Origin of the sequence: Bacillus sp. UNC125MFCrub1.1 (assembly GCF_000701305.1) — a bacterium.
GTDB lineage: Bacteria > Bacillota > Bacilli > Bacillales > Bacillaceae > Bacillus > Bacillus altitudinis.
In genome coordinates, this window is the sequence record NZ_JNIG01000011.1 from 53,271 (window position 1) to 75,314 (window position 22,044).

Consider the following 22,044-nt stretch of genomic DNA (forward strand, 5'->3'; position numbering starts at 1 on the left):
GAAACGAATTGAAACGTTTATTGACTATTTGTACGACTTTATTTTTGATGATGGTAGCGTCACCGGCATTTGCTGCGAGTGCGCAAACAAATACAAGCTCTGATGGGTTTTTCCATCATTATTTTGTTCAGCCTTTTTCTGAGTTGATTATCTGGCTTGCGAACTTTTTCCATGATGACTACGGTTTATCCATTATGTTCGTGACATTGATTGTCCGGCTGCTTATTTTCCCGCTTTTTGCAAACCAATTTAAAAAGCAGAGAGTGATGCAAGAGAAAATGGCACTCGTTAAACCTCAGATTGACCAAATACAAAGCAAATTGAAAAAAACGAAAGAACCTGAAAAACAAAAAGAACTGCAAATGGAAATGATGAAAGTATATAAAGACAACAATGTGAACCCGCTGGCAATGGGCTGTCTGCCGATGCTGATTCAAATCCCAATTGTTCTTGGCTTTTACTCGGCAATTCGCTCAACACCTGAGATCGCAACGCATTCGTTCTTATGGTTTAACTTAGGACAAACTGATCTTTTGGTGGCAATCTTTGCAGGGGCCATGTATTTCTTGCAATTTTATGTCACACAAAAATTCGCAAAGCAATCAGGCACCCAAACAGAAGCTGCACTGAAACAAGCAAAAATCATGGGCATGATTTTCCCAGTCATGATGCTGTTTCTATCAATTAATGCTCCCGCTGCTCTTCCTTTATATTGGATGACAAGTGGACTTTTACTCACCATTCAAACGATTATTTTAAATGTGATGTACCAAAAATCAAAAACAAAAGCTGCGGCAAACGATTCAATTAACCCAGCAGCTGAATAAATTATAGCCCCCTTACCTAAACATGATAAGGGGGCTATATTTGTCTTCTGTAGAGCGCAACAAATAAAAGATTCGTGAGCTCCGGCACGCAAAATGACCCCTTATCCATGGATAAGGGGCCTTTGTTTATGCCAATTCCTCTTTCAATCGCTCAGGCAATTGATCAAGATCCTCAATTTTCCCTAGAAACTTATTAGGGTCCACTTGTAAAATCATCTTGTTCTCTCTCTCAACGACGCCGAAGAAATATTCAGATGCTTTTGTGTTCATATGAAATGGCTTGATCTCACTTAGCTCGATATCAATGATATCTTTTGCATCAGAAACAAGGCAGCCAATCATTTGATCGTTTAATTCAAATAGTAGAACCTTAGACTGTTCGGTTACATCCAGAGGTTTTCCGTGCAGCATGACACCTGTGTCACTGACTGGAATGACCTCTCCTCTTAACGACATGAGTCCTTTAATCTCTTTTGGAAGGTTCGATACTTCTTGTAAATAAGGGACCTTCTCAATCGAGCGTATATGCTCTACGCTGATACCAAAATCCTCTTGTCCCACTTGGAAAATAATGATCTTTTGCGTGCTCACAGAGTCTCCTGCCTTTACGATGGATTTGTCGTTTCTTCGATAATGGCGAGAACCATTTCAGCTGTCTTGACTAATTCTTCAATCGGCATTTTCTCATTTTTCGTATGAATATCTTCATATCCAACAGCTAGGTTGACAGTTGGGATGCCATTTCCAGCAATGACGTTTGCATCACTGCCTCCCCCGCTTGTCTGTAGTTCTGAAGGGCGGCCAATTTTCGCAGCCGCTTTTTTCGCCACTTCAACGACTTGATCGCCGTGTGAGAATTTAAAGCCTGGATACATGATGTCAATTTGTACATCGGCACTTCCGCCCATTTCTTTAGCGGTTTTTTCAAAGGCTTCTTTCATTTTTGCTACTTGTGCTTCCATTTTTGCCGGTTCTAAAGAACGCGCCTCTGCCAGAATATCCACTTGATCACAGACAATATTCGTTTGTGTTCCACCTTCAAAACGGCCGATATTCGCCGTTGTTTCTTCATCAATACGGCCAAGCGGCATGCTGGCGATCGCTTTTGATGCAATCGTAATCGCAGAAACGCCTTTTTCTGGTGCCACACCTGCGTGAGCTGTTTTTCCGTAAATGGTTGCACGTACTTTCGCCTGTGTTGGCGCAGCCACGATGATGGTACCGACCTTGCCATCTGAATCAAGCGCATAACCATATTTTGCTGTCATCAGTTTCGGATCTAACGCTTTTGCTCCTACAAGTCCTGATTCTTCACCAGCTGTAATGACAAATTCAATCTTGCCATGCGGTACATTTTTCTCTTTTAGGACACGGATCGCTTCAAACATTGCAGCAAGCCCTGTTTTATCGTCAGCACCAAGAATGGTTGTGCCATCTGTCTTGACATAGCCGTCTTCAATGACTGGCTTAACACCATTACCTGGTACAACTGTATCCATATGAGAAGTAAAATAAATCGTATCTGCCTCTTGATTCCCTTCAAGTGTGCAAATAAGGTTGCCTGCTCCGTGGCCGGTTGTCTCTTTTGAATCATCTTCAACTACATTAAGCCCTAAACCAGTAAATTTCTCTTTTAGGACTTCAACAATTTTTTCTTCATGTTTCGTTTCTGAATCGATTTGAACAAGTTCTAAAAATTCGTCTAATAAGCGTTTCTCATTGATCATGATGATGTTCCTCCTCTTATAGCGGCATGTTTCCATGCTTTTTTAACGGTCTATCTTCTTCCTTACTGCGAAGCAGGTCAAATGAGCGAATGAGCCGCTCTCTCGTTTCATCTGGCATTAAAATATCGTCGATTAATCCTAATTGTGCTGCCTTGATGACACTAGGTTCATTGTCCACCTCACGCAAAGCAGGATGAACAATTTCGTCTGCAAACGATTTTCCCATGACATCAATTTCTGCCTCTGGCCATGCATATACAAAGTCAGCACCTAATCCCTTACTATTCATCGCAACGTATGCGCCGCCAAACGCCTTTCTCAAAATCACAGTGATTTTTGGAACAGTCGCCTCAGCATACGCATACAGAAGCTTTGCGCCGTGGCGGATAATGCCTGCATGCTCAGCTTTCTCACCTGGCAAAAAACCAGGAACGTCCACAAGGGTTAAAATGGGAATGTGAAATGCATCGCAAAATCGAATAAACCGAGCCGCTTTATCAGCAGCATCGAGGTCAAGGCTTCCTGCCAGCACCTTAGGCTGATTGGCTACAAGACCAATGGAAGACCCTTGTAATCTGGCAAAACCTGTGACGATATTTTTGGAGAAACAACGCTGCGTTTCAAAAAATGAGCCGTGGTCGGTGATCGCTGTCACCACTTGTTTGACATCATAAGTGCGTGATGGCTCCTTTGGCAAGATGTTCCCAAGATCGCTCGCATCATGCTTTTGCACCTTACGATGAATGACAGGCCGTCGTTTCGTTGGTATGTACGTTAAAAGCGTTCGAACTGCTTTTAACACGTCTCTCTCATCTTTCCCTGTATAGTGCACATTCCCGCTTGTTTGATGCTGAACTGCTGCACCTCCAAGCCGGTCAGGACAGACCGTCTCTCCTGTTGCTTTTTCTATCACTTTCGGACCAGTTAAAAACATATGAGCTGTTTGCTCCGTCATGAATACAAAATCCGTCAATGCAGGTGAATAAACTGCACCTCCCGCACAGGAGCCTAAAATAACGGATATTTGCGGAATTTGACCAGAGTACAGCACATTCCGTTTAAAAATCTGACCGTATCCCTCTAATGATACCACACCCTCTTGAATTCTCGCACCACCTGAGTCTTTTAGACCGATAACAGGCATTTGATTTTTAGCCGCCAAATCCATTAAAGCCGCTATTTTTTTCGCATGCATGTCCCCTAGTGAACCCCCGTACACGGTCGCATCTTGTGCATAAACGCCTACTTGTTTCCCATGAATCAGTCCCGTCCCAGTGACAACGCCATCCCCTAAATGCTCTGAGCGGGAGCCTTTAGCAAATGACTGGATTTCCATAAAGCTGCCTTCATCAAGAAGTTCATGAAGCCGCTGACGAACAGTCAGCTTTCCTTTGTTTCGGTGAGCCGCTGCTCGTTTTTCACCGCCACCCCTTAAAGCTTTCTCGCGCCATTCAGACAAGTCATTGAACGATTCATGCATCTTCCTGTTTCTCTCCTTTCAATGGCGCACACAATTCAAATAGCACACCTGACGTTTCTTTTGGTGAAATAAACGCGATGCGCTTTCCGTTCGCACCATTTTGTGCGTCCTTTTGAATGAGCTGCATGCCGAGCTCGTCAAGTTGACTGAGATCAGCCTGAATGTCACCTGACTTTAATGCAATATGATGAAGCCCCTCTCCTCTTTTTGTTAAGAAGGTATGTAATGTGCTGTGATTTGATATCGGTTCAATCAACTCAATGTGCAGATCACCTAGGGAAGCAAAAGATACTTTGACCCCTTGATTTGGAAGTACTTCTATGTCTGAAAATTCCCAGTTAAACAGCCTGGAGAACGTACGTGCTGTTTTTTGAATTGAAAAAACGGCAATGGCTATATGATCGATTTGATTCATCCGTTCACTTCCTTTGTACATCACTTGTCGCCTGCGTAAAAACGAGCTAGAATAAAGAAAGGTGCGCTCGTCGCAAAAACATTTGATTATAGGGGTGCGATATGTCTCAGAAATTCATGAAATTTATGGTATTGCTCATGATTAGCTTACTGTTAATTTCTTCACTTTTAGCAGGAGCGGCAGCCTTTTTATAAAGTGTTGATAAAAAAGCAGACAAGCAGGTGATTCGTTTTTTAACGAATGGCCTGTTTGTCTTTGGCCAGTTTTTCAAATGCATCGCTTGATGTCGTGATCCATACCTTTGTACCAACTGGAAGCTGATCAAATAGCCGTTCTACATCTTGATTATGAAGACGTACACAGCCCGCCGTAATAAATTTCCCTATCGATGTCTCATCACTTGTTCCATGAATGCCATAGGTTCTCCCGTCGGTTCCTCGCGCATCAAATCCAATCCACCTTCGGCCGAGTGGGTTATTCTTCGCGCCGCCTTCAATATTTTTTCTTCTGTAATAAGGATCTTTCGCTTTGATCATAATCGTAAATTCACCTTCTGGCGTTAAATCAGCTGTTTTGCCAGTAGAAGCCGGGTAGACTTTTTGAATTTTCCCATGATCAATATACGCAAGCTCGTTTGTTTGTTTATTAATAATGACATACGGGTCTCCTGGAAGCGGGTTTTGCCCAAGCGGCCAGATGGGTGAAAGGGACATGGTCAGCACAGTATAAAATAAAAGACGCATAGGCTCCTCCTTTTTCATTAGATTGACCAATGAAGGAGGAACTCATGCGTCTTTATTCTTTCATCCCTTTAAAATAACTTTTCAGCACCAAATATTGTTCCATTTCCCCGAGAAAATGAAAGAGTGCGGCTCTAGCTTCAAATTCTTCACGTGTTTGCGGAAGCGGCAGTGCATCAAACTCTTCTTTCATATCAATCAGGCGTCTTAAGAACTTATGCGCCGTGTTCCCTGGGTGAATATGTTCTCGTAAATCTCTAATATATTCTGCAATGATTTGCCCATGCTCCGTTGTAACAGAAATGGACGTAATTTTCGGAAGCACACGCTCAATGATTTCAAATTGCTTTTGTCTCATGTTGAAATAATGATAATACAGATTTTCATGTCTTAAGACATGGTTTTCAACATCACGGTATGCAAGAGCCTTCGCTTCTTTAATCAATTGATGCGTCTCTGGAATTTCTTTTCCTGTCCAGTCTTGTTTTCCGGTCATTAAATATTGCTCGATTTCTTCAAAGATTTTCGCAAAATTCGCTTCAATTTGTTCACTGTATTGTTTCAGCTTTTTATCAACGCTAGGCATATACAGGTTCATAATGAGTGCGACCCCTACACCAATGGTGATGAGTAAAAGCTCATTCCAGATGAGATGAAGCGTAATGCCTCCAGACATATACAAATGAAGGATAATCACTGAACTTGTGACAATCCCTTCTTTAATCCGAAGCAAGACCGTTGTTGGAATAAAGACGAGCAGCATCAGTCCAATGACAAAAGGATGATACCCAATCAGATCAAAAAATAAATAAGAAAATAAGATGGCAAGACTGCATGCGGCAAAGCGGGCCCCAGATGCGAGGAGTGACCTTTTTTTCGTCACCTGAATACAAAGAATCGTAATAATGCCGGCAGCTGAATAGTTTTGCAGACCGAGCATTTGTGCAATGTAAATGGCTAGAGCTGTTCCTAATGCTGTTTTCAGCGTTCGGTAGCCGATTTTAAACATGATGTGATTCACTCTTTTCTGTCTACTTTTGTGAAATGATGAACTTTTTTTACTTTCCCCATTATAATCAAAAAAAGAAGGAGATGTTAAGTCTCCTCCTCGTTTTTTTCATTATAATATTTTTTGTAAGAAATCTTGAGCACGCTGTGAAGACGGAGATTCAAAGAATTCTACAGGATTGGCATCCTCTACAATTTTCCCATCATCCATAAAGATCACACGGTCTGCCACTTCTTTTGCAAAGCCCATTTCATGTGTGACGATCATCAGCGTCATCCCAGATTGAGCGAGCTCTTTCATGACCTCTAATACTTCCTTTACCATTTCTGGATCAAGAGCAGACGTCGGCTCGTCAAAAAGCATGATGTCTGGTGTCATCGCAAGGGCACGTGCAATGGCGACACGCTGCTTTTGACCACCTGACAGCCGGTTCGGATAATCATCTTTTTTCTCTAAAAGTCCAACCTTTTTTAAAAGCTCCTCTGCCTGCTTGATGCTGTCTTCCTTCGATTGGTTCTTTACATTCATTGGCGCATACGTAATATTTTCTAGCACTGTTTTGTGCGGGAATAAGTGAAAATGCTGAAATACCATACCAATATTCTCGCGCACTTTTAATGCATTTGTTTTTGGATTGGTAATTTCCGTCCCCTGAATCGTAATCACTCCAGAAGTCGGTTTTTCAAGTAAGTTAATACAGCGAAGAAATGTTGATTTTCCTGAACCAGAAGGCCCGATGACAGCTACCACTTCGCCTTCTTTAATCGTGGTATCAATCCCTTTCAACACTTCATTTTTACCGAAAGATTTTGTGAGTTTCTCTATTTTAATCATTTGATTTTAACTTCCTTTCCACCGATTTGCCGACGAAGGTAAGAATAAGCACGATGACATAATAGATGAGACCCGCAAAAATAAGCGGTTCAAGATAGTTATAGGTGACGGCACCTGCTTGATAAGCTCGTCTCATGACATCGCCCAGTCCAATGACTGTGACAATCGCTGATTCTTTTGTCAGTGTAATCGTTTCGTTCACAAGTGCTGGTGAAATATTTTTGAATGCTTGCGGAAGCAATAAGTCCTTCATCATTTTAGCATACGGGATACCTAAAGCAACGGCCGCTTCTTTTTGCCCTTTATCAATGGCATTGATTCCTGCACGAATGATCTCAGAAACGTACGCCGCCGAGTTTAGTGAAAATGCTGCTACAGCTGCCCAGTATTGATCAATTTGAAAGCCGAGCAGCTGGGGAAGACCAAAATAAATAATCAAAAGCTGAAGCACAAGCGGTGTGCCTCGGAAGATTGACGTATAAAAATCTGCTAGCCAGATAAGCGGCTTAAATACACTAATTTTACAGAGCGTTAATAAGATTCCTAAAATAAAACCAAGGAACAGTGATACCACAACAATAGAAAGCGTTACTTTAAGACCTTCTAAAATAAAGGGCATCTGAGGTATGACATCTTTAAAATCCATCATGATATTCTCCTTTTTTTCCTTCAGATAAAATCAAAGAATAAAACAGGAAAAAAGTTCAACACATGTTGAACTTTTCAGCGCTTTCTACTTGATTTTCATGAATGACGCTGATCCTTTTCCTGACTTACTTTTCATCAGCAAACCATTTTTTAATGAGTTTATCAAGTTCGCCATTATCCTTCATTTCTTTTAATGATTTATTGAATTTCGCTGTTAAGTCGCTATTTTTTTTGAATGCAATGGCTGAACCTTCGTTTGAGCTATTCAATCCAAACGCTTGGAAATCTTTTTCCTTTTTCAAGTAGCCAGCCGCTACTTTATCTTCAATAATGGCTGCATCAAAACGGCCTGCCTTAATTTCTTGAATGATATCAGAGATTTTATTACGATCTTCGACCGTTAAGTTATATTTCTTTTGCAATCCATTTGCTTCATCTTGCTGGATAGAACCTAATTGAACGCCAACCGTTTTGTCTTTTAAATCTTTCTCTGTTTTCATACCGCTAGATTTTTTTGATACAACCAAGTTTTCAGCATTGTAGTAAACATCTGAGAAATCAACTTGTTTTTTACGCTTTTCAGTAGGTGTCATACCTGCAAGCACAATATCAGCTTTATTTGTTTTAAGAGCTGACACGAGGCTTGCAAAGTCCATATCTTGAATTTCTAGCTTGTAGCCGTTCTTTTTCGCTAGAGCTGTAGCAAGGTCGACATCAAAACCGATAATTTTATCACCATCTTTTGATTCAAATGGCGGATAATCTGCTGAAGTCGCCATAATGAGTGTTTTGTCGTCTCCTGATGCGTTTGAATTATTAGAAGAAGTTCCGCATGCTGCTAATGCAGCTGCAAGACCAGCTGTCATAAGTAATAATAACCACTTTTTCATATGATAATGCCTCCTAGTATTTAAAATCATGAGTAGATTTGAATATTTATTCACTATAATGTATTTTAAACACTTTCTTTTTGATATGCAATAGTATTTTGCTAAAATTATTTTGATTCGTATGTCATATAAAACAAAAAAACAGACCGATCAAAAGACCGGACTGCCTCTAAATGATTCATTCAAAAGTAACATGTTACACTTCTTCGCAATACTCATCGAAAGCGGCTTGAAGTTTTGACACCACTTCCATCGGTTCATGTCCTTCGATTTCGTGACGTTCGACCATTTTAATGATCTTCCCGTCTTTTAATAGAGCAAATGATGGTGAAGATGGCGGGAAGCCTTCAAAGTATTCACGTGCTCTTGCGGTTGCTTCTTTGTCCTGTCCAGCAAACACTGTGAGCAATTGATCTGGACGCTTATCGTAATGAACAGAATAACCAGCCGCTGGTCTTGCAATACCGCCTGCACAGCCGCACACTGAATTCACCATAACAAGTGTCGTTCCTTTTTTCGTTAGCGCTTCATCAACTTCTTCAGCTGTTGTCAGCTCCGTATAGCCTGCCTGTTTAATTTCTTCTCGTGCTTGTTTCACGATATCATTCATAAATAAATTAAAATCAATATTCATAACCGTCCACTCCTTCTACGTACCAAACCATTTTAACTACATCATATCAAGGAAAACGCCGGCGGGCAAATGTCTTGTTTCGTCCCCTTCACTTTTTTCAAACGTCGTTTATGACCTGTGGAATTGGGGAAAAATGATAATAAAGTGATGAAAGGGAGAACTGCGTGATGGCACAATTCAAAAAAGCGATACTCATTTATAACGGAAATGCTGGACAAAAAAACATGGAAAAAACACTAGGTCAAACAGTGCCTCTTCTTTCTTTACATATTGATGAACTCATCCTTAAGCCTACAAAACAGCCGAATGATGCCTATCATTTCTGCCGCGAGATGGATGAGTCGATTGAATTGTTGATTATACTAGGCGGAGACGGAACCGTCCATGAATGTATGAATGGAATTGGCGGTTTAGAAAAAAGGCCAGCTGTAGCGATTTTACCTGGCGGGACGTGCAATGACTTTTCTAGAACGCTAGGCATCCCGCAGCAGATGCCAAAGGCCGCTCAAATGGTGATAGATGGCACTGAAAAAAAGGTCGATTTAATCAAAGCAGATGATCGATACCTTTTAAATTTTTGGGGGATTGGTCTCATCGCAGATACCTCAAACAATATTAATGATAAAGAAAAAGCTGTCCTCGGAAAAATCAGTTACTTCACGAGCGCTCTTCGAACCCTTCAGCAGACAGAACCTTTCTATGTACGCATTGAAACGGAAGAGGAAAACTGGGAAGAAGAAGCTGTGATTGTCCTTGTCATGAATGGGCACTTTATCGGTACAAATAAAATAGATCTGCCAAATGCTTCAATTGATGATGGAAAAGCCGAAATTTTAATTTGCAGAAATACGAGTTTCTCTGCTTTAAAAGAGATTTTTTCAATGAACCGCGAAGAGCTAGAAGATTTTAAAGGTGACCTGTCTCTTATACAAGCATCCCGCATTCATATTCATACTAAAGAGGAAATGGATGCAGATACAGATGGTGAAGTATACATGACCGCTCCTTCTTCCCTTGAAGTATTAAAACAGCATTTGACCTTTATTGTTCCGGCAGAATAAAGAAAACGCCTGCATCATTTCGATGCGGGCGTTTTTTTGATATAACGTCTGTATAAATATTCAAGTGCATACCCTAGCAGTGTACCTATCAGAAGGGAAATGCCTAATAAACTATTGGCGACTCCTTTAAATCCACCTATCATCAACAAGCAATAGGCGATTTGAATGATTGAAACGATCGATATGATGAGCAGTAAGCGTTCAGGATGATTGCGTGATTTGGAAATATACCGAAGAAAAGCGAACGCAATGGCTGTGATAAACATCAGACCAATCGTAAGAAAAGCAAAGAAATCTAATCCAGACATCTCATCGCTCCTTTCTGATTGATATGGAAATCCCCCTCTCATTGTGAGAAGGGGACATATAAATGAGCTTAATAGACGGACGTCTGCTCGTCAATGCCTTCAAGAATTTGTTTAATTCTTTGCAGGAATCTACCGCATACAAGACCATCGAGTACTCTATGATCTAATGAAAGACAAAGATTCACCATATCTCTTGCGGCAATCATACCATTTACAATCATCGGGCGCTTTACAATAGATTCTACTTGTAAAATGGCTGCTTGCGGATAGTTAATGATCCCCATTGATTGAACCGAACCAAACGATCCTGTGTTGTTCACAGTGAAAGTGCCGCCTTCCATGTCACTTTGCTTCAGTTTGCCTTGTCTGACCTTGAAAGCAAGTTCATGAATTTCCTTGGCGATTCCCTTAATCGTTTTCTCATCCGCATCTTTAATCACTGGGACAAAAAGAGCGTCATCTGTCGCAACAGCAATGGAGACATTGATCGCTTTCTTTTGAACAATTTTATCACCAGCCCACATGCTGTTCATTTCAGGGAATTCCTTTAAGGCCTGAGCCACTGCTTTGACAAAGAACGCAAAGAACGTCAAATTAAAGCCTTCTTTTGCTTTGAATTGATCTTTTAGCTGATTTCTTCTTGTCACAAGGTTTGTCACATCCACTTCCATCATCGTCCAGGCATGTGGAATTTCATGCTTGCTTCTTAGCATGTTTGCGGCAATCGCCTGTCTAATCGGAGTGACCGGCAGTTCAACATCTCCAGGCATTGAAGGGATGGAAGGAGCTGCTTTTGCTTGTGACGGCTTTGCAGGTTCTGTTTGACCCGTACCTTCACTCACAGGTGCTGCCGTTTCTTGTGCGACTCCACTTTCGATAAGCTTCAGCAAATCTTTTCTTGTGATTCTGCCGCCAGCTCCCGTTCCATGAACAGCCGCTAAATCAATTCCGTGCTCATCTGCTAAACGCAGGACTGCCGGAGAGTATCGTTTCTTTTGACTCTGATCCACATTTGTTTGGTCAGGTTCTGGTGCTTCATCTTGCGCAGGCGCCTCTTCTGTTTTCGCACTCTGCTGCGCACTGCCTTCTACTTCAATTTCACAAAACACTTCTCCTACTTGAAGTGTATCACCCTCTGCAGCCGCTAGTTTAGTGATTGTTCCTGTATAGGATGACGGAACTTCTGCATTTACTTTATCTGTCATGACTTCCGCAATCGGATCGTATTTATTCACATGATCGCCAGGTGAAACGAGCCATTTGCTAATGGTTCCTTCTGTTACACTTTCACCAAGCTGAGGCATTTTCATTTGTTCAGTTGCCACTTTGAAACCCTCCTCTTTCTTAAAACGCCGCTAGTTCTCTCATTTCAGCTTCTACCTTATCCGGATTAACCATGAAGAATTTCTCCATTGTCGGTGCATAAGGCATTGCAGGGATATCAGGTCCTGCTAGACGTTTAATTGGCGCATCTAAATCAAACAAGCAGTGCTCTGAAATGATGGCCGCTACTTCACTCATGATGCTTCCTTCTTTTGTATCTTCTGTTAACAAGAGTACTTTCCCTGTTTTTGATGCCGCTTCAATAATCGCTTCTTGATCAAGCGGGTACACTGTACGTAAATCGAGAATATGAGCAGAAATTCCGTCCTTCGCAAGGCGCTCTGCTGCTTGGAGGGCAAAATGAACACAAAGGCCATATGTAATGACCGTAATGTCATCGCCTTCTCGTTTCACATCCGCTTTTCCAATAGGGAGCGTATAATCCTCTTCAGGCACTTCTCCTTTAATGAGACGGTATGCACGTTTGTGTTCAAAGAACAATACAGGATCTGGATCACGCACTGCGGCTTTTAACAACCCTTTGACATCATAAGGTGTAGAAGGCATCACAATCTTTAAGCCTGGCTGATTGGCAAAAATGGCTTCGACCGATTGTGAATGATAAAGCGCCCCGTGTACGCCGCCCCCGTAAGGAGCACGAATGACCATTGGGCAGCTCCAATCATTATTGGAACGATATCTAATTTTTGCAGCCTCTGAAATGATTTGGTTGATGGCTGGCATAATAAAATCCGCAAATTGCATCTCTGCGATCGGACGCATTCCATACATAGCAGCCCCAATACCTACACCTGCAATCGCTGATTCGGCAAGAGGTGTATCCATGACGCGCGCTTCTCCAAATTGCTCGTAAAGACCCGCTGTTGCTTTAAATACGCCGCCTTTTTTCCCGACATCCTCTCCGAGCACAAACACTTTCGGATCTCGCTCCATTTCTTCTTTCATCGCTAGTGTAATAGCGTCTATATATGACATAACAGGCATTTTTCTTCCCCCTTACTCCGCATACACGTAACGAAGTGCGCTTTCTGCATCGGCATAAGCTGCATTTTCCGCTTCATCAGTGGCTTCGTTTACGATTTGCATGATTTCTTTGGTCATGTCTTCTTTCATTTCAGAAGTCATGACATTTCCTTCGATTAAGTACGTTTCATATTGAATGAGCGGATCTTTCTTTCTAGCTTCGAGCACTTCTTCTTTTTCTCGATAGCTAGAATCATCGTCATCACTTGAATGCGCAGTTAACCGGTAAGAAATGGTTTCGATCAATGTTGGGCCTTCGCCTCTTGCCGCACGGTCTCTCGCTTCTTTGACCGCTGCATACACTTCAAGCGGATCATTTCCATCAACCGTCACACCTGGCATTCCGTACCCTATTGCACGATCTGAAATACGCTCACATGCCACTTGTTTGTCATACGGGACAGAAATCGCATACTTATTGTTTTCACACATGAAAATAACAGGCAGCTTATGCACCGCAGCAAAGTTGGCGCCTTCGTGAAAGTCTCCTTGGTTTGAAGAGCCTTCACCGAACGTGACAAAGCTAACAAAATTCTTTTGCTCTAGACGCCCGGCAAGTGCGATGCCAACCGCATGAGGAACCTGTGTTGTCACAGGCGATGATCCAGTCACAATTCGGTTTGATCTTTGCCCAAAATGACCTGGCATCTGTCTCCCGCCTGAGTTTGGATCGTCTTTTTTCGCAAAACCAGACATCATTAAATCTTTCGCCGTCATCCCGAATGCAAGGACAACCCCCATATCACGGTAATAAGGTAAAACGTAATCCTCTTCCCTATTGAGGGCAAAAGCGGCACCGACTTGCTGCGCTTCCTGTCCTTGACAAGAGATGACGAATGGAATTTTTCCAGAACGGTTTAAAAGCCACATCCGTTCATCAATTTTTCTTGCTAAAAGCATGGTTCTATATATGTCAATCGCTTGTTCATCTGATAATCCTAATTCCTGATGACGCATGTTACTCATCATGTTTCCCTCCTTGATTAAAAATGGATCGCCTTTCCGTCAACAGCCAGTGCTGCCTCGCCAATTGCCTCTGACAAGGTTGGATGCGGGTGGATCGTCTGTCCCACTTCCCACGGAGTTGCATCTAATACTTTGGCTAATCCAGCTTCAGATATCATATCTGTTACATGAGGACCAATCATATGAATCCCTAAGATATCATCTGTCTTTTGGTCAGCAATGATTTTGACAAATCCATCAGACTCTCCAAATACAAGCGCTTTTCCGATGGCCATAAAGGGAAACTTCCCAATCTTGACTTCGTAGCCTTGCTCTTTTGCCGCCTGTTCAGTCAGTCCAACGCTAGCGGTTTCTGGGTGAGAGTACACACATTTAGACACGAGCGTTTCATCAAGCGGCTTTGGATCTTGACCAGCCATATGTTCTACTGCAATCATGCCTTCATGTGATGCGACATGCGCCAGCTGAAGACCGCCAATGACATCACCTATTGCGTAAATATGCGACTCTTTCGTTTGGTAATGCTCATTCACGACAATGCCATGATTTTCTGTCTGGATGTCCGTGTTTTCAAGACCTATGCTTTCCACGTTTGGCACTCGGCCAACTGAAAGAAGCAGTTTCTCTGCTTCAAACGACTGAGTGTCTCCACCTTGTTCCACTTGGATCTTGACCAGATTCTCATGCTTTTCTGCAGTATCTGGCAGAACCTTCGCATTTGTCACTAAGGTGATGCCCTTTTTCGTTAAAAGCTTTTCCATTTCTTTAGAAATATCTTGATCCTCTGTTGGCAAAATGCGATCTGCAAATTCGATCACTGTGACTTTTACGCCAAAATCGTTAAGCATGGAAGCCCATTCGATCCCAATCACGCCTCCGCCGACAATCAGCATGGACTGAGGGAGTTCTTGCAGTTCAAGTGCTTCGTCTGATGTAAGGATGTGTGTTCCATCCGCTTCAAGTCCGGGCAGGACGCGCGGTCTTGATCCAGTCGCAATGATGACCTGCTTAGGAATCAGCATTTCATTTTCATCGCCATTCGCCATTTCTACCGAGATGGTGCCTGGCATTGGCGAAAAAATCGAAGGGCCTAAGATACGGCCTATTCCTTCGTATACATCAATTTTCCCTTGTTTCATTAAATGTTTGACGCCGCCTGCTAATTTGTCGACAATCTCTGTTTTTCTTTTTTGTACGCTTGCAAATTGTAAGGCAATTCCGCTTGCTTCAACGCCAAAATCAGCGGCACGTTTGACCGTTTGATAGACTTCTGCACTTCTAAGCAGCGCTTTAGATGGGATACAGCCTTTATGAAGACATGTTCCACCGAGCTTTGATTTTTCTACGACTGCTGTTTTCAATCCAAGTTGAGAGGCACGAATGGCCGCTACATAGCCGCCTGTGCCTCCACCAAGAATGACGAGGTCATATTCAGTTGCCATGACTTGTCACTCCTTTCTCCGCCTTTTGATCATTTGGGTATTCTTTTGGTGATTCTTCTTCTTTTAAAATGCGAAGCGCCCCTTCTGCTAAGGATTGCAATTCATTTTCACCTGGGTACACAACAACATCTGAAATCCAGTCAATGTATCCTCTAATGCTTGACGTAATTTGTTTGCTGTAGGCAAGGCCGCCTGTTAACACAATGACGTCTACAGCTCCTTTTAAGACCGCACTAGCCGCACCAATTTCTTTGGCAATTTGATAGCACATCGCTTCATAAATAAGCGCCGCACGCTCATCGCCTGCTTCAATCATTCGCTCTACTTTTACTGCATCTGTCGTGCCAAGATAGCCCGCAAGACCGCCTTCGCCAATAATGCGTTTGAGCATTTCCTCTTGCGAATATTCACCAGAAAAGCATAAATTAACAAGGTCACCTGTTGGGAGAGTACCTGCCCGCTCTGGGCTGAAAGGACCCTCACCATGAAGACCGTTATTCACATCAATGACTTTTCCTTTTTGATGTACACCAATCGTAATTCCGCCGCCCATATGGGTAATGATCATGTTCAAATCTTCATAACGTTTTCCAAACGAAGCAGCCGTTTTTCTTGCGACTGCTTTTTGATTTAACGCATGAAAAATGCTTTTCCGCTCAATTGTTGGCAGTCCTGAAATACGAGCAATTGGCTGTAGTTCATCTACGACTACGGGATCAACAATAAAAGCTGGGATGTTAAGACCAAGTGCAATTTCTCGGGCAATGATTCCGCCTAGATTAGAGGCGTGCTGGCCAGCATACCCTTCTTTTAGATCTTCAACCATTTGCTCATTTACTTCATATGTGCCACCTTCAATCGGGCGAAGCAGACCACCGCGTGCGCAAACTGCATCAAACTTTGAGATGTTCATCCCCTGTTCATGCAGTGTTTTTAAAATGGTTTCTTTACGGAATGAAAATTGATCAATGATATGAGGAAACTGCTTGATTTCCTCATCTGTATGTCTTAATGTCGTTTCAAAAATAGATCGTTCATTATGAAACACACCGATTTTTGTTGAGGTAGAGCCAGGATTAATCGTGAGTATACGCCATTCTTTTGTCAGCAAAAACAAAACCTCCGTTTCAACTCATTCATCCATTTAGCGACGACTTAAAATATGTTGACCATTTTGCAGGAATTGGCTTCTTGATTTGCGCATTCTTTCAATTCGCTCTTCAGCCAATCGGTCTGCCGCTTTATAAGTTGGAATGGCATCACGGTTAGAGATTTCAATCACTCGCTCAATGTTTTGGTAAATGCCTTCTACTTTTTTCATTGCACGATCGGCATTATAGCCATAAAGCTCATCTGCAACGTTAATCACACCGCCTGCATTGATCACATAATCCGGTGCGTACACAATGCCCATTTCATGAATAAGATCTCCATGATGTGTTTCTCTCAGCTGGTTATTCGCTGCACCTGCAATGACTTTTGCCTTTAATTTAGGAATCGTCACATCGTTAATGGTTGCACCGAGTGCACATGGTGCGTAAATATCACATTCTTGATCATAAATATCATCAGGGTCTACCGCTTTTGCACCGAAGTCTTCTACAGCTCGCTGAACTGAGTCTTTGTTGATATCAGTAACGATAAGCTGTGCGCCTTCTTCATGCAGGTGTTTACATAGGTTGTAAGCCACGTTTCCAACACCTTGAACAGCAATTGTTTTTCCTTCTAATGAATCTGTACCGAATGCTGCTTTTGCAGCTGCTTTCATGCCTTTATATACACCGTAAGCAGTCACTGGAGATGGGTTTCCTGAAGAACCAAATGCAGGAGAGATGCCTGTGACAAAGTCTGTTTCTTCATGGATAAGATCCATATCTTCTACCGTTGTACCGACATCTTCAGCGGTGATATAACGGCCATTTAATCCTTGAATGTAACGGCCAAAAGCACGGAACATTTCTTCATTCTTGTCTTTTCTCGGATCGCCAATGATGACCGTTTTACCGCCGCCAAGGTTAAGCCCTGCCGCCGCATTTTTATAAGTCATACCTCTTGCAAGACGCAAGGCATCTTCGATCGCTGCTTCTTCATTTTCATATGTCCACATTCTTGTTCCGCCGAGTGCTGGCCCAAGTGTTGTATCATGAATGGCAATGATGGCTTTTAAACCAGACTGTTCATCCTGACAAAATACAAGCTGTTCATAATCGTATTGTTCCATATATTTAAAAAGTTCCATTTTCTATTCCTCCTAATACTTTCACTTAATTTGATGTACAGATGGCAAGTGCAATTGAATAGAGCTTGCTTTCAGCTGAATCAGACCGGCTTGTTAAAGCAATCGGTGCTTTCGCTCCTGCCACCACAGCTCCCACTTTTGCATGAGCAAAGTAGATGAGAGATTTATAAAGAATGTTACCTGCTTCAATGGTTGGCACAAGCAAAATATCTGCATGACCAGCCACATCACTCGTAATATTTTTATGAGAAGCTGCCGTTTGAGAAATGGCATTATCTAAAGCAAGCGGCCCATCAATCAGACAGCCAGAAATTTGACCTCTTCGATTCATTTGCGCAAGGCTTGCAGCTGTGAGCGTCGAATCCATCGCTGGGTTTACGACTTCTACCGCTGATAATACCGCCACTTTGGGCATATCATTTCCGACAGCTTGTGCGACTTGAACGGAATTCACCGTAATTTCTTTCAGCATATTTAAATCAGGCGCAATGTTCATCGCAGAGTCCGTTACATAGATAAAACGGTCAAAGCCTGGTACTTCGAAAGCTGCAACATGTGAAAGGACACTCGCTGTCCGAAGCCCATACTCTTTATTTAGGACAGCTTTTAACAGTACGGCTGTCGGGACATGACCCTTCATGAGAATATCTGCATGATTTTCACTTACTGCCTGAACGGCAATTTTGGCAGATTCTTCGGGTGAATCTGAATGAATAATATCTATCCAGTCTTCATTGATCTCATGCTGTTTGACTAGCTCCTTTAGGTTGCGTTTGTTTCCAACCAGCAGGAAGCGAGCGACTTTTCGTTCGATTGCCATTTTGATGGCATGAAGCACTTCTTCGTCTTCTGCATGAGCCACAGCCGCTGTTTTATTCTGCAACTGCGAGGCTTTAATAATCAGATCGTCAAGCTTCATACTTGCCCACCTTTCCTTGTGCTCGGTTCCTCTTTTTATATGCAAGTTCCGTGCCAGCTTGAAATGTGTGAAAAATAAGTCTTTCCGCAAAGAAATTATGCAATTTCTTGCAGGTTACGTGCATGTTACTGCATGCTATCTTTTGCAAGATGATACTTATCCATTTTATAGTAAAGATTTCGAATGCTGATCCCTAACGTTTTCGCTGTTTTTGTGCGATTGAATTGATGTTTTTCAAGGGTTTGTTTGATCAGCTGCGCTTCAAATGCTTCTACAGCCTCTGAGAGCGTCTCCCCCTCAAATTGACTAACAGCCAGTTCCTGCTGCTCTTTTTCCTCATGCTCGTCTGACTCCATGAAGGCGATATGCGCTTCATCGATCCATTCTTCTTGCGGATTCAAAAAGATCATCGCTCGTCCAAGCACATTTTCAAGCTCTCTCACGTTGCCTGGCCAGCTATATGATCGAAGTCTATGAAGCGCACGATCTGTTAAGCCGCTGACGTTTCGCCCATAGTCTAAATTGATCTTCTGGATGAGGCGTTTACTTAATGATTCAATATCTTCGAGACGCTGTCTGAGCGGTGGGATCGATATCGGGTATCTATTCATTCGATAATATAAATCCTCTCTGAACTTCCCTTCTGCCATCGCCTTTTCAATATTGACATTTGTCGCTGTGATCACACGCACATCGACCGGTATCGCTTTCGTTCCGCCTACCCGAACAATTTCTTTTTCTTGCATGACACGCAGCAATTTCGCTTGTGTACTTGGCGTCATTTCACCGATTTCATCTAAAAAGATGCTGCCTTGATTGGCTTCTTCAAACAGCCCTTTTTTCCCGCCTCGCCTTGCACCAGAAAACGCTCCTTCCTCGTAGCCAAACAGTTCTGACTCTAAAAGAGTTTCTGATAAGGCAGCACAGTTGACACGGACAAAGCGGTTGTACTTGCGATCACTTTCATTGTGAATGGCATGTGCAAACAGCTCTTTCCCAGTACCTGATTCTCCGCGGAGTAAAATGGTTGCCGGCGTTTTTGCACCCAGCTTTGCCTGCTCAAGTGCGACAAGCATTTGTTCACTTTCTCCAATAATGTCTTCAAATGTGTACTTTGCTTCAAGTGTTCGGATGAGCTGTCTTGCTTTATTTAATTCATTCGTCAATGATTGAATTTCGGATACATCGTGAATGACGCCGACACTGCCTTTTAGAATGCCGTCCACAATAACAGGTGCTACATTGACGATGACATCTTTTTTATTTGGACCAACCTTCATTCTGACGCCACGAACAGGTCTTCTTGTTTCAAGCACCTTTAAGTGCATGCTTTCCCCTTCGGAAATATCAGCACCAGCTGGTTTACCTACGACCTCTTTATCCGTTAAACCGGTCATTTTCGTATAAGCACGGTTGATCAAAATACCTTTCCCCTGCTCATCGACAACCGATATGGCTTCATCTGATGATTGAATAATCGCCTCAAGCATCGTTCTTACTTCTTTGAGGTTTGTCACTTCTTCCGCAAGCTCCACCGCATCTGTAATGTCTTTAAAGATGGATAAAGCACCTAACATTCTCCCCGCGTCATCAATAATCGGCAGACGGGTGGTCACAATTTGAATTTGCTGATTCAAAAATTGCTTTTGGTTAAATTCCGGCTCCCTTGACCTTAATATATCGGGAAGTTTCGTGTTCGGAATCACTTCTCGAATGTGACGGCCAATCGCATCCTTTTGCGAACACCCCACCATTTTGGCAGCCGATCGATTAAACAGGACCACTTCTTCATCCATATTAATAAAAATCATGCCATCATTCGTTGCATTAAAAATGCGGTCATGTTTATAGGTTTGTTCCTTCAATATTTGAATAAGCTGTTGTTTCTCTGCCATTAATTCTGACATGACATATGCCATCGAGCTTGGCACAATCACAGCATGCTCTGGTTTTTGTTCAATTAGTTCCTTCAGTACAGCAGAACTGCCTGTGGTTTCAATGATGATATCAATGTCATCTTTTATGTATTCTTTCCAATCCGTCGTCGTCTCAATTCCATTCTTTTTCGCTTCATCCATCCCCGGTGCCTCGAGATCAAGGTCGGCGATCGCAATGATTTGAACCGTATTTGTTTTCAGCAATGTTTCAAGCAGTGCTGATCCACCTTGTCCTGCACCGACAATCAAGACTCTCTGCATCCCGTTACCCCTTTATATGAAAAATTTTGCACACCATATTTTTCCGTTGCAAAAAATTGCACAACACCTATATTACCACGTTTTCCTTTCTTGACAAAATATTTTTTGAATTAGACAATGGAAGTAAATGACGTTTAAGGGGACATTTGATGGGGAGAATACTGGCATTAGTGATTATTTTAATACCTGGAGCCTTTGCAGCACTTGGCATTAAGCTGCTGCGTGACACTGTTTTCGGCATCATCATTGCACCATTTCCATATTTATGGCTGCAAGGAATTGCAGGGTTGTTATTTTTAGGGGGAGGTCTTTATGTTGTTGCAGGATTTATTTTATATAGAGACCGTAAACGAAATAAAGTAACAACTCGTTTTAAGCAAAGGTAATCATGAAAAAGACCCGCTGTTGATAGCAGGTCTTTATTTCATTTCTTCTCTTATTTTGACGGCTCGATCAGGAAAATCAGTAAAGATTCCATCAACACCCAAGGTCAACATATTTTTTATTTGCTTCTCACTGTTTACAGTAAACGGTCTGATCACTTGTTGGTCCGCATGGAGAGCGGATACAACTTCTTTTGTCACCCCAGCACCCTTTATATTCGGATGGTACCCCTTTGCCGGGATTGTTTTTAAATACATCTCCGGCTGATGAATCACATCCATCGTGAGGACCGCCAGTTCAATGTGCGGCATCAGCTTGTGAAAAAGAGCTAAGCTGCCGTGATGAAATGATGAGACAAGCACTCGATCCTCTATTTGAAAGTGCTCAATTTGCTCTTTTACTTTTTCTTCAATCCCTGGATATCGATAAATAGAGTTTTTTAATTCAATGTTGATCATAAAGGATGATCTCTGCGTCACTAACTCTAATACTTCTTCTAAAAGAGGAATGGTGACCGCACCCGTTTCTTCATAGAAAGAATGACTGGCATCTCCTCTTTTTAACTCTTCATATGTATAGTCTTTCACTAACCCTTTCATATTGGTCGTTCGGTTCAGTTTTTCATCGTGAATAACAGCCAGCCTGCCGTCTTTGGTGAGCTGAACATCAAGCTCAATTCCATCCGCTCCAGAATGGAGTGCGTGCTCAAAGGCAATCATCGTGTTCTCTGGATAGTTTCCTTTAAAGCCTCTATGCGCAAAAATTTTCGTCATATGCCACCTCTAAATATGATGATTACCTATATTATGACGTGTCTTTTTTCGTTTTGCCAGTTTGAGCACATAAAAAAACCTCTTCTAATAAGAGAGAAGAGGTTGACAGGTAAATTCGATCACGTAATCGCTCTGATGGCTTGCTCTGTCGTCTCTGCGTCAAGAGCAAAAAGGGAAGAAACA

General features: G+C 42.3%; 24 protein-coding genes. 4 read left to right on the plus strand and 20 right to left on the minus strand.

Translation table 11 applies throughout. From position 1 onward, the window contains the following. Window positions 1–8: 8 nt before the first annotated feature. Complete coding sequence (locus tag N521_RS07640; RefSeq protein WP_007501121.1) at window positions 9–827, plus strand: membrane protein insertase YidC; 819 nt, start codon at window positions 9–11, stop codon at window positions 825–827. A 126-nt stretch (window positions 828–953) separates the two neighbouring features. Here the strand turns inward: N521_RS07640 and N521_RS07645 are convergent, their stop codons facing one another. The 4 genes from N521_RS07645 to mce are packed head-to-tail and all read right to left on the minus strand — an operon-like array spanning window position 954 to window position 4,449. Next, on the minus strand, window positions 954–1,418 hold the full coding sequence (locus tag N521_RS07645; RefSeq protein WP_008342245.1) for a chemotaxis protein CheW: 465 nt from the start codon (window positions 1,416–1,418) through the stop codon (window positions 954–956). A gap of 14 nt (window positions 1,419–1,432) precedes the next feature. Then, window positions 1,433–2,554, minus strand: a complete 1,122-nt coding sequence (locus N521_RS07650) for a tripeptidase T (RefSeq protein ID WP_035390776.1) — start codon at window positions 2,552–2,554, stop codon at window positions 1,433–1,435. 16 nt (window positions 2,555–2,570) lie between these two features. After that, window positions 2,571–4,034 (minus strand): acyl-CoA carboxylase subunit beta, encoded by a 1,464-nt coding sequence (locus tag N521_RS07655; protein WP_017357949.1) that lies wholly within the window; start codon window positions 4,032–4,034, stop codon window positions 2,571–2,573. Further along, complete coding sequence (gene mce, locus N521_RS07660) at window positions 4,027–4,449, minus strand: methylmalonyl-CoA epimerase (RefSeq protein ID WP_017367566.1); 423 nt, start codon at window positions 4,447–4,449, stop codon at window positions 4,027–4,029. The genes N521_RS07655 and mce overlap by 8 nt, the downstream gene beginning before the upstream one ends. A 101-nt stretch (window positions 4,450–4,550) precedes the next feature. On the opposite strand from mce, the gene prli42 reads away from it, so the two are divergent. Further along, window positions 4,551–4,643 (plus strand): stressosome-associated protein Prli42, encoded by a 93-nt coding sequence (gene prli42, locus N521_RS19560; protein ID WP_017357951.1) that lies wholly within the window; start codon window positions 4,551–4,553, stop codon window positions 4,641–4,643. A 39-nt stretch (window positions 4,644–4,682) separates the two neighbouring features. Here the strand turns inward: prli42 and N521_RS07665 are convergent, their stop codons facing one another. From N521_RS07665 to N521_RS07690, 6 genes are all read right to left on the minus strand, one after another. Then, window positions 4,683–5,192 carry a L,D-transpeptidase gene (locus tag N521_RS07665; protein WP_008342241.1) on the minus strand — a complete coding sequence of 170 codons (510 nt, stop codon included), beginning with the start codon at window positions 5,190–5,192 and terminating at the stop codon, window positions 4,683–4,685. A gap of 52 nt (window positions 5,193–5,244) precedes the next feature. Further along, window positions 5,245–6,198 carry an aromatic acid exporter family protein gene (locus tag N521_RS07670; protein ID WP_007501130.1) on the minus strand — a complete coding sequence of 318 codons (954 nt, stop codon included), beginning with the start codon at window positions 6,196–6,198 and terminating at the stop codon, window positions 5,245–5,247. Between the two features lie 111 nt (window positions 6,199–6,309). After that, window positions 6,310–7,032, minus strand: a complete 723-nt coding sequence (locus tag N521_RS07675; RefSeq protein WP_017357952.1) for an arginine ABC transporter ATP-binding protein ArtM — start codon at window positions 7,030–7,032, stop codon at window positions 6,310–6,312. Beyond that, window positions 7,025–7,678, minus strand: a complete 654-nt coding sequence (locus tag N521_RS07680; RefSeq protein WP_008342239.1) for an arginine ABC transporter permease ArtQ — start codon at window positions 7,676–7,678, stop codon at window positions 7,025–7,027. The genes N521_RS07675 and N521_RS07680 overlap by 8 nt, the downstream gene beginning before the upstream one ends. Before the next feature lie 127 nt (window positions 7,679–7,805). Next, a complete protein-coding gene (locus N521_RS07685; RefSeq protein WP_017357953.1) occupies window positions 7,806–8,570 on the minus strand; it encodes a transporter substrate-binding domain-containing protein in 765 nt (254 codons plus the stop codon). A 196-nt stretch (window positions 8,571–8,766) separates the two neighbouring features. Continuing rightward, entirely contained in the window at window positions 8,767–9,204 is a 438-nt protein-coding gene (locus tag N521_RS07690; protein ID WP_007501138.1) for a BrxA/BrxB family bacilliredoxin, read from the minus strand. A gap of 167 nt (window positions 9,205–9,371) precedes the next feature. Between N521_RS07690 and N521_RS07695 the strand changes: the two genes are divergently transcribed. After that, entirely contained in the window at window positions 9,372–10,265 is an 894-nt protein-coding gene (locus N521_RS07695) for a YegS/Rv2252/BmrU family lipid kinase (RefSeq protein WP_008342237.1), read from the plus strand. Between the two features lie 14 nt (window positions 10,266–10,279). Here N521_RS07695 and N521_RS07700 read toward each other — a convergent pair whose 3' ends face one another. From N521_RS07700 to N521_RS07740, 9 genes are all read right to left on the minus strand, one after another. Then, window positions 10,280–10,573 (minus strand): YesK family protein, encoded by a 294-nt coding sequence (locus N521_RS07700; protein WP_008342236.1) that lies wholly within the window; start codon window positions 10,571–10,573, stop codon window positions 10,280–10,282. A gap of 68 nt (window positions 10,574–10,641) precedes the next feature. Continuing rightward, the gene (locus N521_RS07705; protein WP_035390777.1) at window positions 10,642–11,898 is read right to left on the minus strand and encodes a dihydrolipoamide acetyltransferase family protein; all 1,257 of its coding nucleotides are present in this window, start codon (window positions 11,896–11,898) and stop codon (window positions 10,642–10,644) included. 19 nt (window positions 11,899–11,917) lie between these two features. After that, window positions 11,918–12,901, minus strand: coding sequence for an alpha-ketoacid dehydrogenase subunit beta (locus tag N521_RS07710; RefSeq protein ID WP_007501148.1), 984 nt, complete (start codon window positions 12,899–12,901; stop codon window positions 11,918–11,920). 12 nt (window positions 12,902–12,913) lie between these two features. Beyond that, on the minus strand, window positions 12,914–13,906 hold the full coding sequence (locus tag N521_RS07715; RefSeq protein ID WP_017357956.1) for a thiamine pyrophosphate-dependent dehydrogenase E1 component subunit alpha: 993 nt from the start codon (window positions 13,904–13,906) through the stop codon (window positions 12,914–12,916). A 17-nt stretch (window positions 13,907–13,923) separates the two neighbouring features. Next, complete coding sequence (gene lpdA, locus N521_RS07720) at window positions 13,924–15,348, minus strand: dihydrolipoyl dehydrogenase (protein WP_035390778.1); 1,425 nt, start codon at window positions 15,346–15,348, stop codon at window positions 13,924–13,926. Further along, window positions 15,338–16,459 (minus strand): butyrate kinase, encoded by a 1,122-nt coding sequence (buk, locus tag N521_RS07725; protein ID WP_017357958.1) that lies wholly within the window; start codon window positions 16,457–16,459, stop codon window positions 15,338–15,340. The genes lpdA and buk overlap by 11 nt, the downstream gene beginning before the upstream one ends. A 33-nt stretch (window positions 16,460–16,492) precedes the next feature. Continuing rightward, the gene (gene bcd, locus N521_RS07730; protein WP_035390779.1) at window positions 16,493–17,587 is read right to left on the minus strand and encodes a branched-chain amino acid dehydrogenase; all 1,095 of its coding nucleotides are present in this window, start codon (window positions 17,585–17,587) and stop codon (window positions 16,493–16,495) included. Between the two features lie 25 nt (window positions 17,588–17,612). Further along, the gene (yqiS, locus tag N521_RS07735; protein WP_008342231.1) at window positions 17,613–18,506 is read right to left on the minus strand and encodes a phosphate butyryltransferase; all 894 of its coding nucleotides are present in this window, start codon (window positions 18,504–18,506) and stop codon (window positions 17,613–17,615) included. 125 nt (window positions 18,507–18,631) lie between these two features. Then, window positions 18,632–20,704: a sigma-54 interaction domain-containing protein gene (locus N521_RS07740; protein ID WP_035390780.1), complete on the minus strand. Its 2,073-nt coding sequence runs from the start codon at window positions 20,702–20,704 to the stop codon at window positions 18,632–18,634. Window positions 20,705–20,853: 149 nt separating this feature from the next. Here N521_RS07740 and N521_RS07745 point away from each other — a divergent pair, with 149 nt between their 5' ends. Beyond that, entirely contained in the window at window positions 20,854–21,090 is a 237-nt protein-coding gene (locus tag N521_RS07745; RefSeq protein ID WP_017357960.1) for a DUF2627 domain-containing protein, read from the plus strand. 33 nt (window positions 21,091–21,123) lie between these two features. Here the strand turns inward: N521_RS07745 and N521_RS07750 are convergent, their stop codons facing one another. Beyond that, complete coding sequence (locus N521_RS07750) at window positions 21,124–21,861, minus strand: glycerophosphodiester phosphodiesterase (protein WP_035390781.1); 738 nt, start codon at window positions 21,859–21,861, stop codon at window positions 21,124–21,126. Window positions 21,862–22,044 lie beyond the last annotated feature (183 nt).

Excerpts from the sequence above, each read along its gene's own strand:
- N521_RS07715 (WP_017357956.1), bottom strand. The coding sequence starts at position 13,906 with ATGAGTAACATGCGTCATCAGGAATTAGGATTATCAGATGAACAAGCG.
- N521_RS07675 (WP_017357952.1), bottom strand. The coding sequence starts at position 7,032 with ATGATTAAAATAGAGAAACTCACAAAATCTTTCGGTAAAAATGAAGTG.
- N521_RS07650 (WP_035390776.1), bottom strand. The coding sequence starts at position 2,554 with ATGATCAATGAGAAACGCTTATTAGACGAATTTTTAGAACTTGTTCAA.
- N521_RS07665 (WP_008342241.1), bottom strand. The coding sequence starts at position 5,192 with ATGCGTCTTTTATTTTATACTGTGCTGACCATGTCCCTTTCACCCATC.
- N521_RS07670 (WP_007501130.1), bottom strand. The coding sequence starts at position 6,198 with ATGTTTAAAATCGGCTACCGAACGCTGAAAACAGCATTAGGAACAGCT.
- mce (WP_017367566.1), bottom strand. The coding sequence starts at position 4,449 with ATGAATCAAATCGATCATATAGCCATTGCCGTTTTTTCAATTCAAAAA.
- N521_RS07750 (WP_035390781.1), bottom strand. The coding sequence starts at position 21,861 with ATGACGAAAATTTTTGCGCATAGAGGCTTTAAAGGAAACTATCCAGAG.
- N521_RS07680 (WP_008342239.1), bottom strand. The coding sequence starts at position 7,678 with ATGGATTTTAAAGATGTCATACCTCAGATGCCCTTTATTTTAGAAGGT.
- N521_RS07700 (WP_008342236.1), bottom strand. The coding sequence starts at position 10,573 with ATGTCTGGATTAGATTTCTTTGCTTTTCTTACGATTGGTCTGATGTTT.
- bcd (WP_035390779.1), bottom strand. The coding sequence starts at position 17,587 with ATGGAACTTTTTAAATATATGGAACAATACGATTATGAACAGCTTGTA.
- N521_RS07690 (WP_007501138.1), bottom strand. The coding sequence starts at position 9,204 with ATGAATATTGATTTTAATTTATTTATGAATGATATCGTGAAACAAGCA.
- N521_RS07655 (WP_017357949.1), bottom strand. The coding sequence starts at position 4,034 with ATGCATGAATCGTTCAATGACTTGTCTGAATGGCGCGAGAAAGCTTTA.
- lpdA (WP_035390778.1), bottom strand. The coding sequence starts at position 15,348 with ATGGCAACTGAATATGACCTCGTCATTCTTGGTGGAGGCACAGGCGGC.
- N521_RS07745 (WP_017357960.1), top strand. The coding sequence starts at position 20,854 with ATGGGGAGAATACTGGCATTAGTGATTATTTTAATACCTGGAGCCTTT.
- N521_RS07685 (WP_017357953.1), bottom strand. The coding sequence starts at position 8,570 with ATGAAAAAGTGGTTATTATTACTTATGACAGCTGGTCTTGCAGCTGCA.
- yqiS (WP_008342231.1), bottom strand. The coding sequence starts at position 18,506 with ATGAAGCTTGACGATCTGATTATTAAAGCCTCGCAGTTGCAGAATAAA.
- N521_RS07695 (WP_008342237.1), top strand. The coding sequence starts at position 9,372 with ATGGCACAATTCAAAAAAGCGATACTCATTTATAACGGAAATGCTGGA.
- N521_RS07740 (WP_035390780.1), bottom strand. The coding sequence starts at position 20,704 with ATGCAGAGAGTCTTGATTGTCGGTGCAGGACAAGGTGGATCAGCACTG.
- prli42 (WP_017357951.1), top strand. The coding sequence starts at position 4,551 with ATGTCTCAGAAATTCATGAAATTTATGGTATTGCTCATGATTAGCTTA.
- N521_RS07710 (WP_007501148.1), bottom strand. The coding sequence starts at position 12,901 with ATGCCTGTTATGTCATATATAGACGCTATTACACTAGCGATGAAAGAA.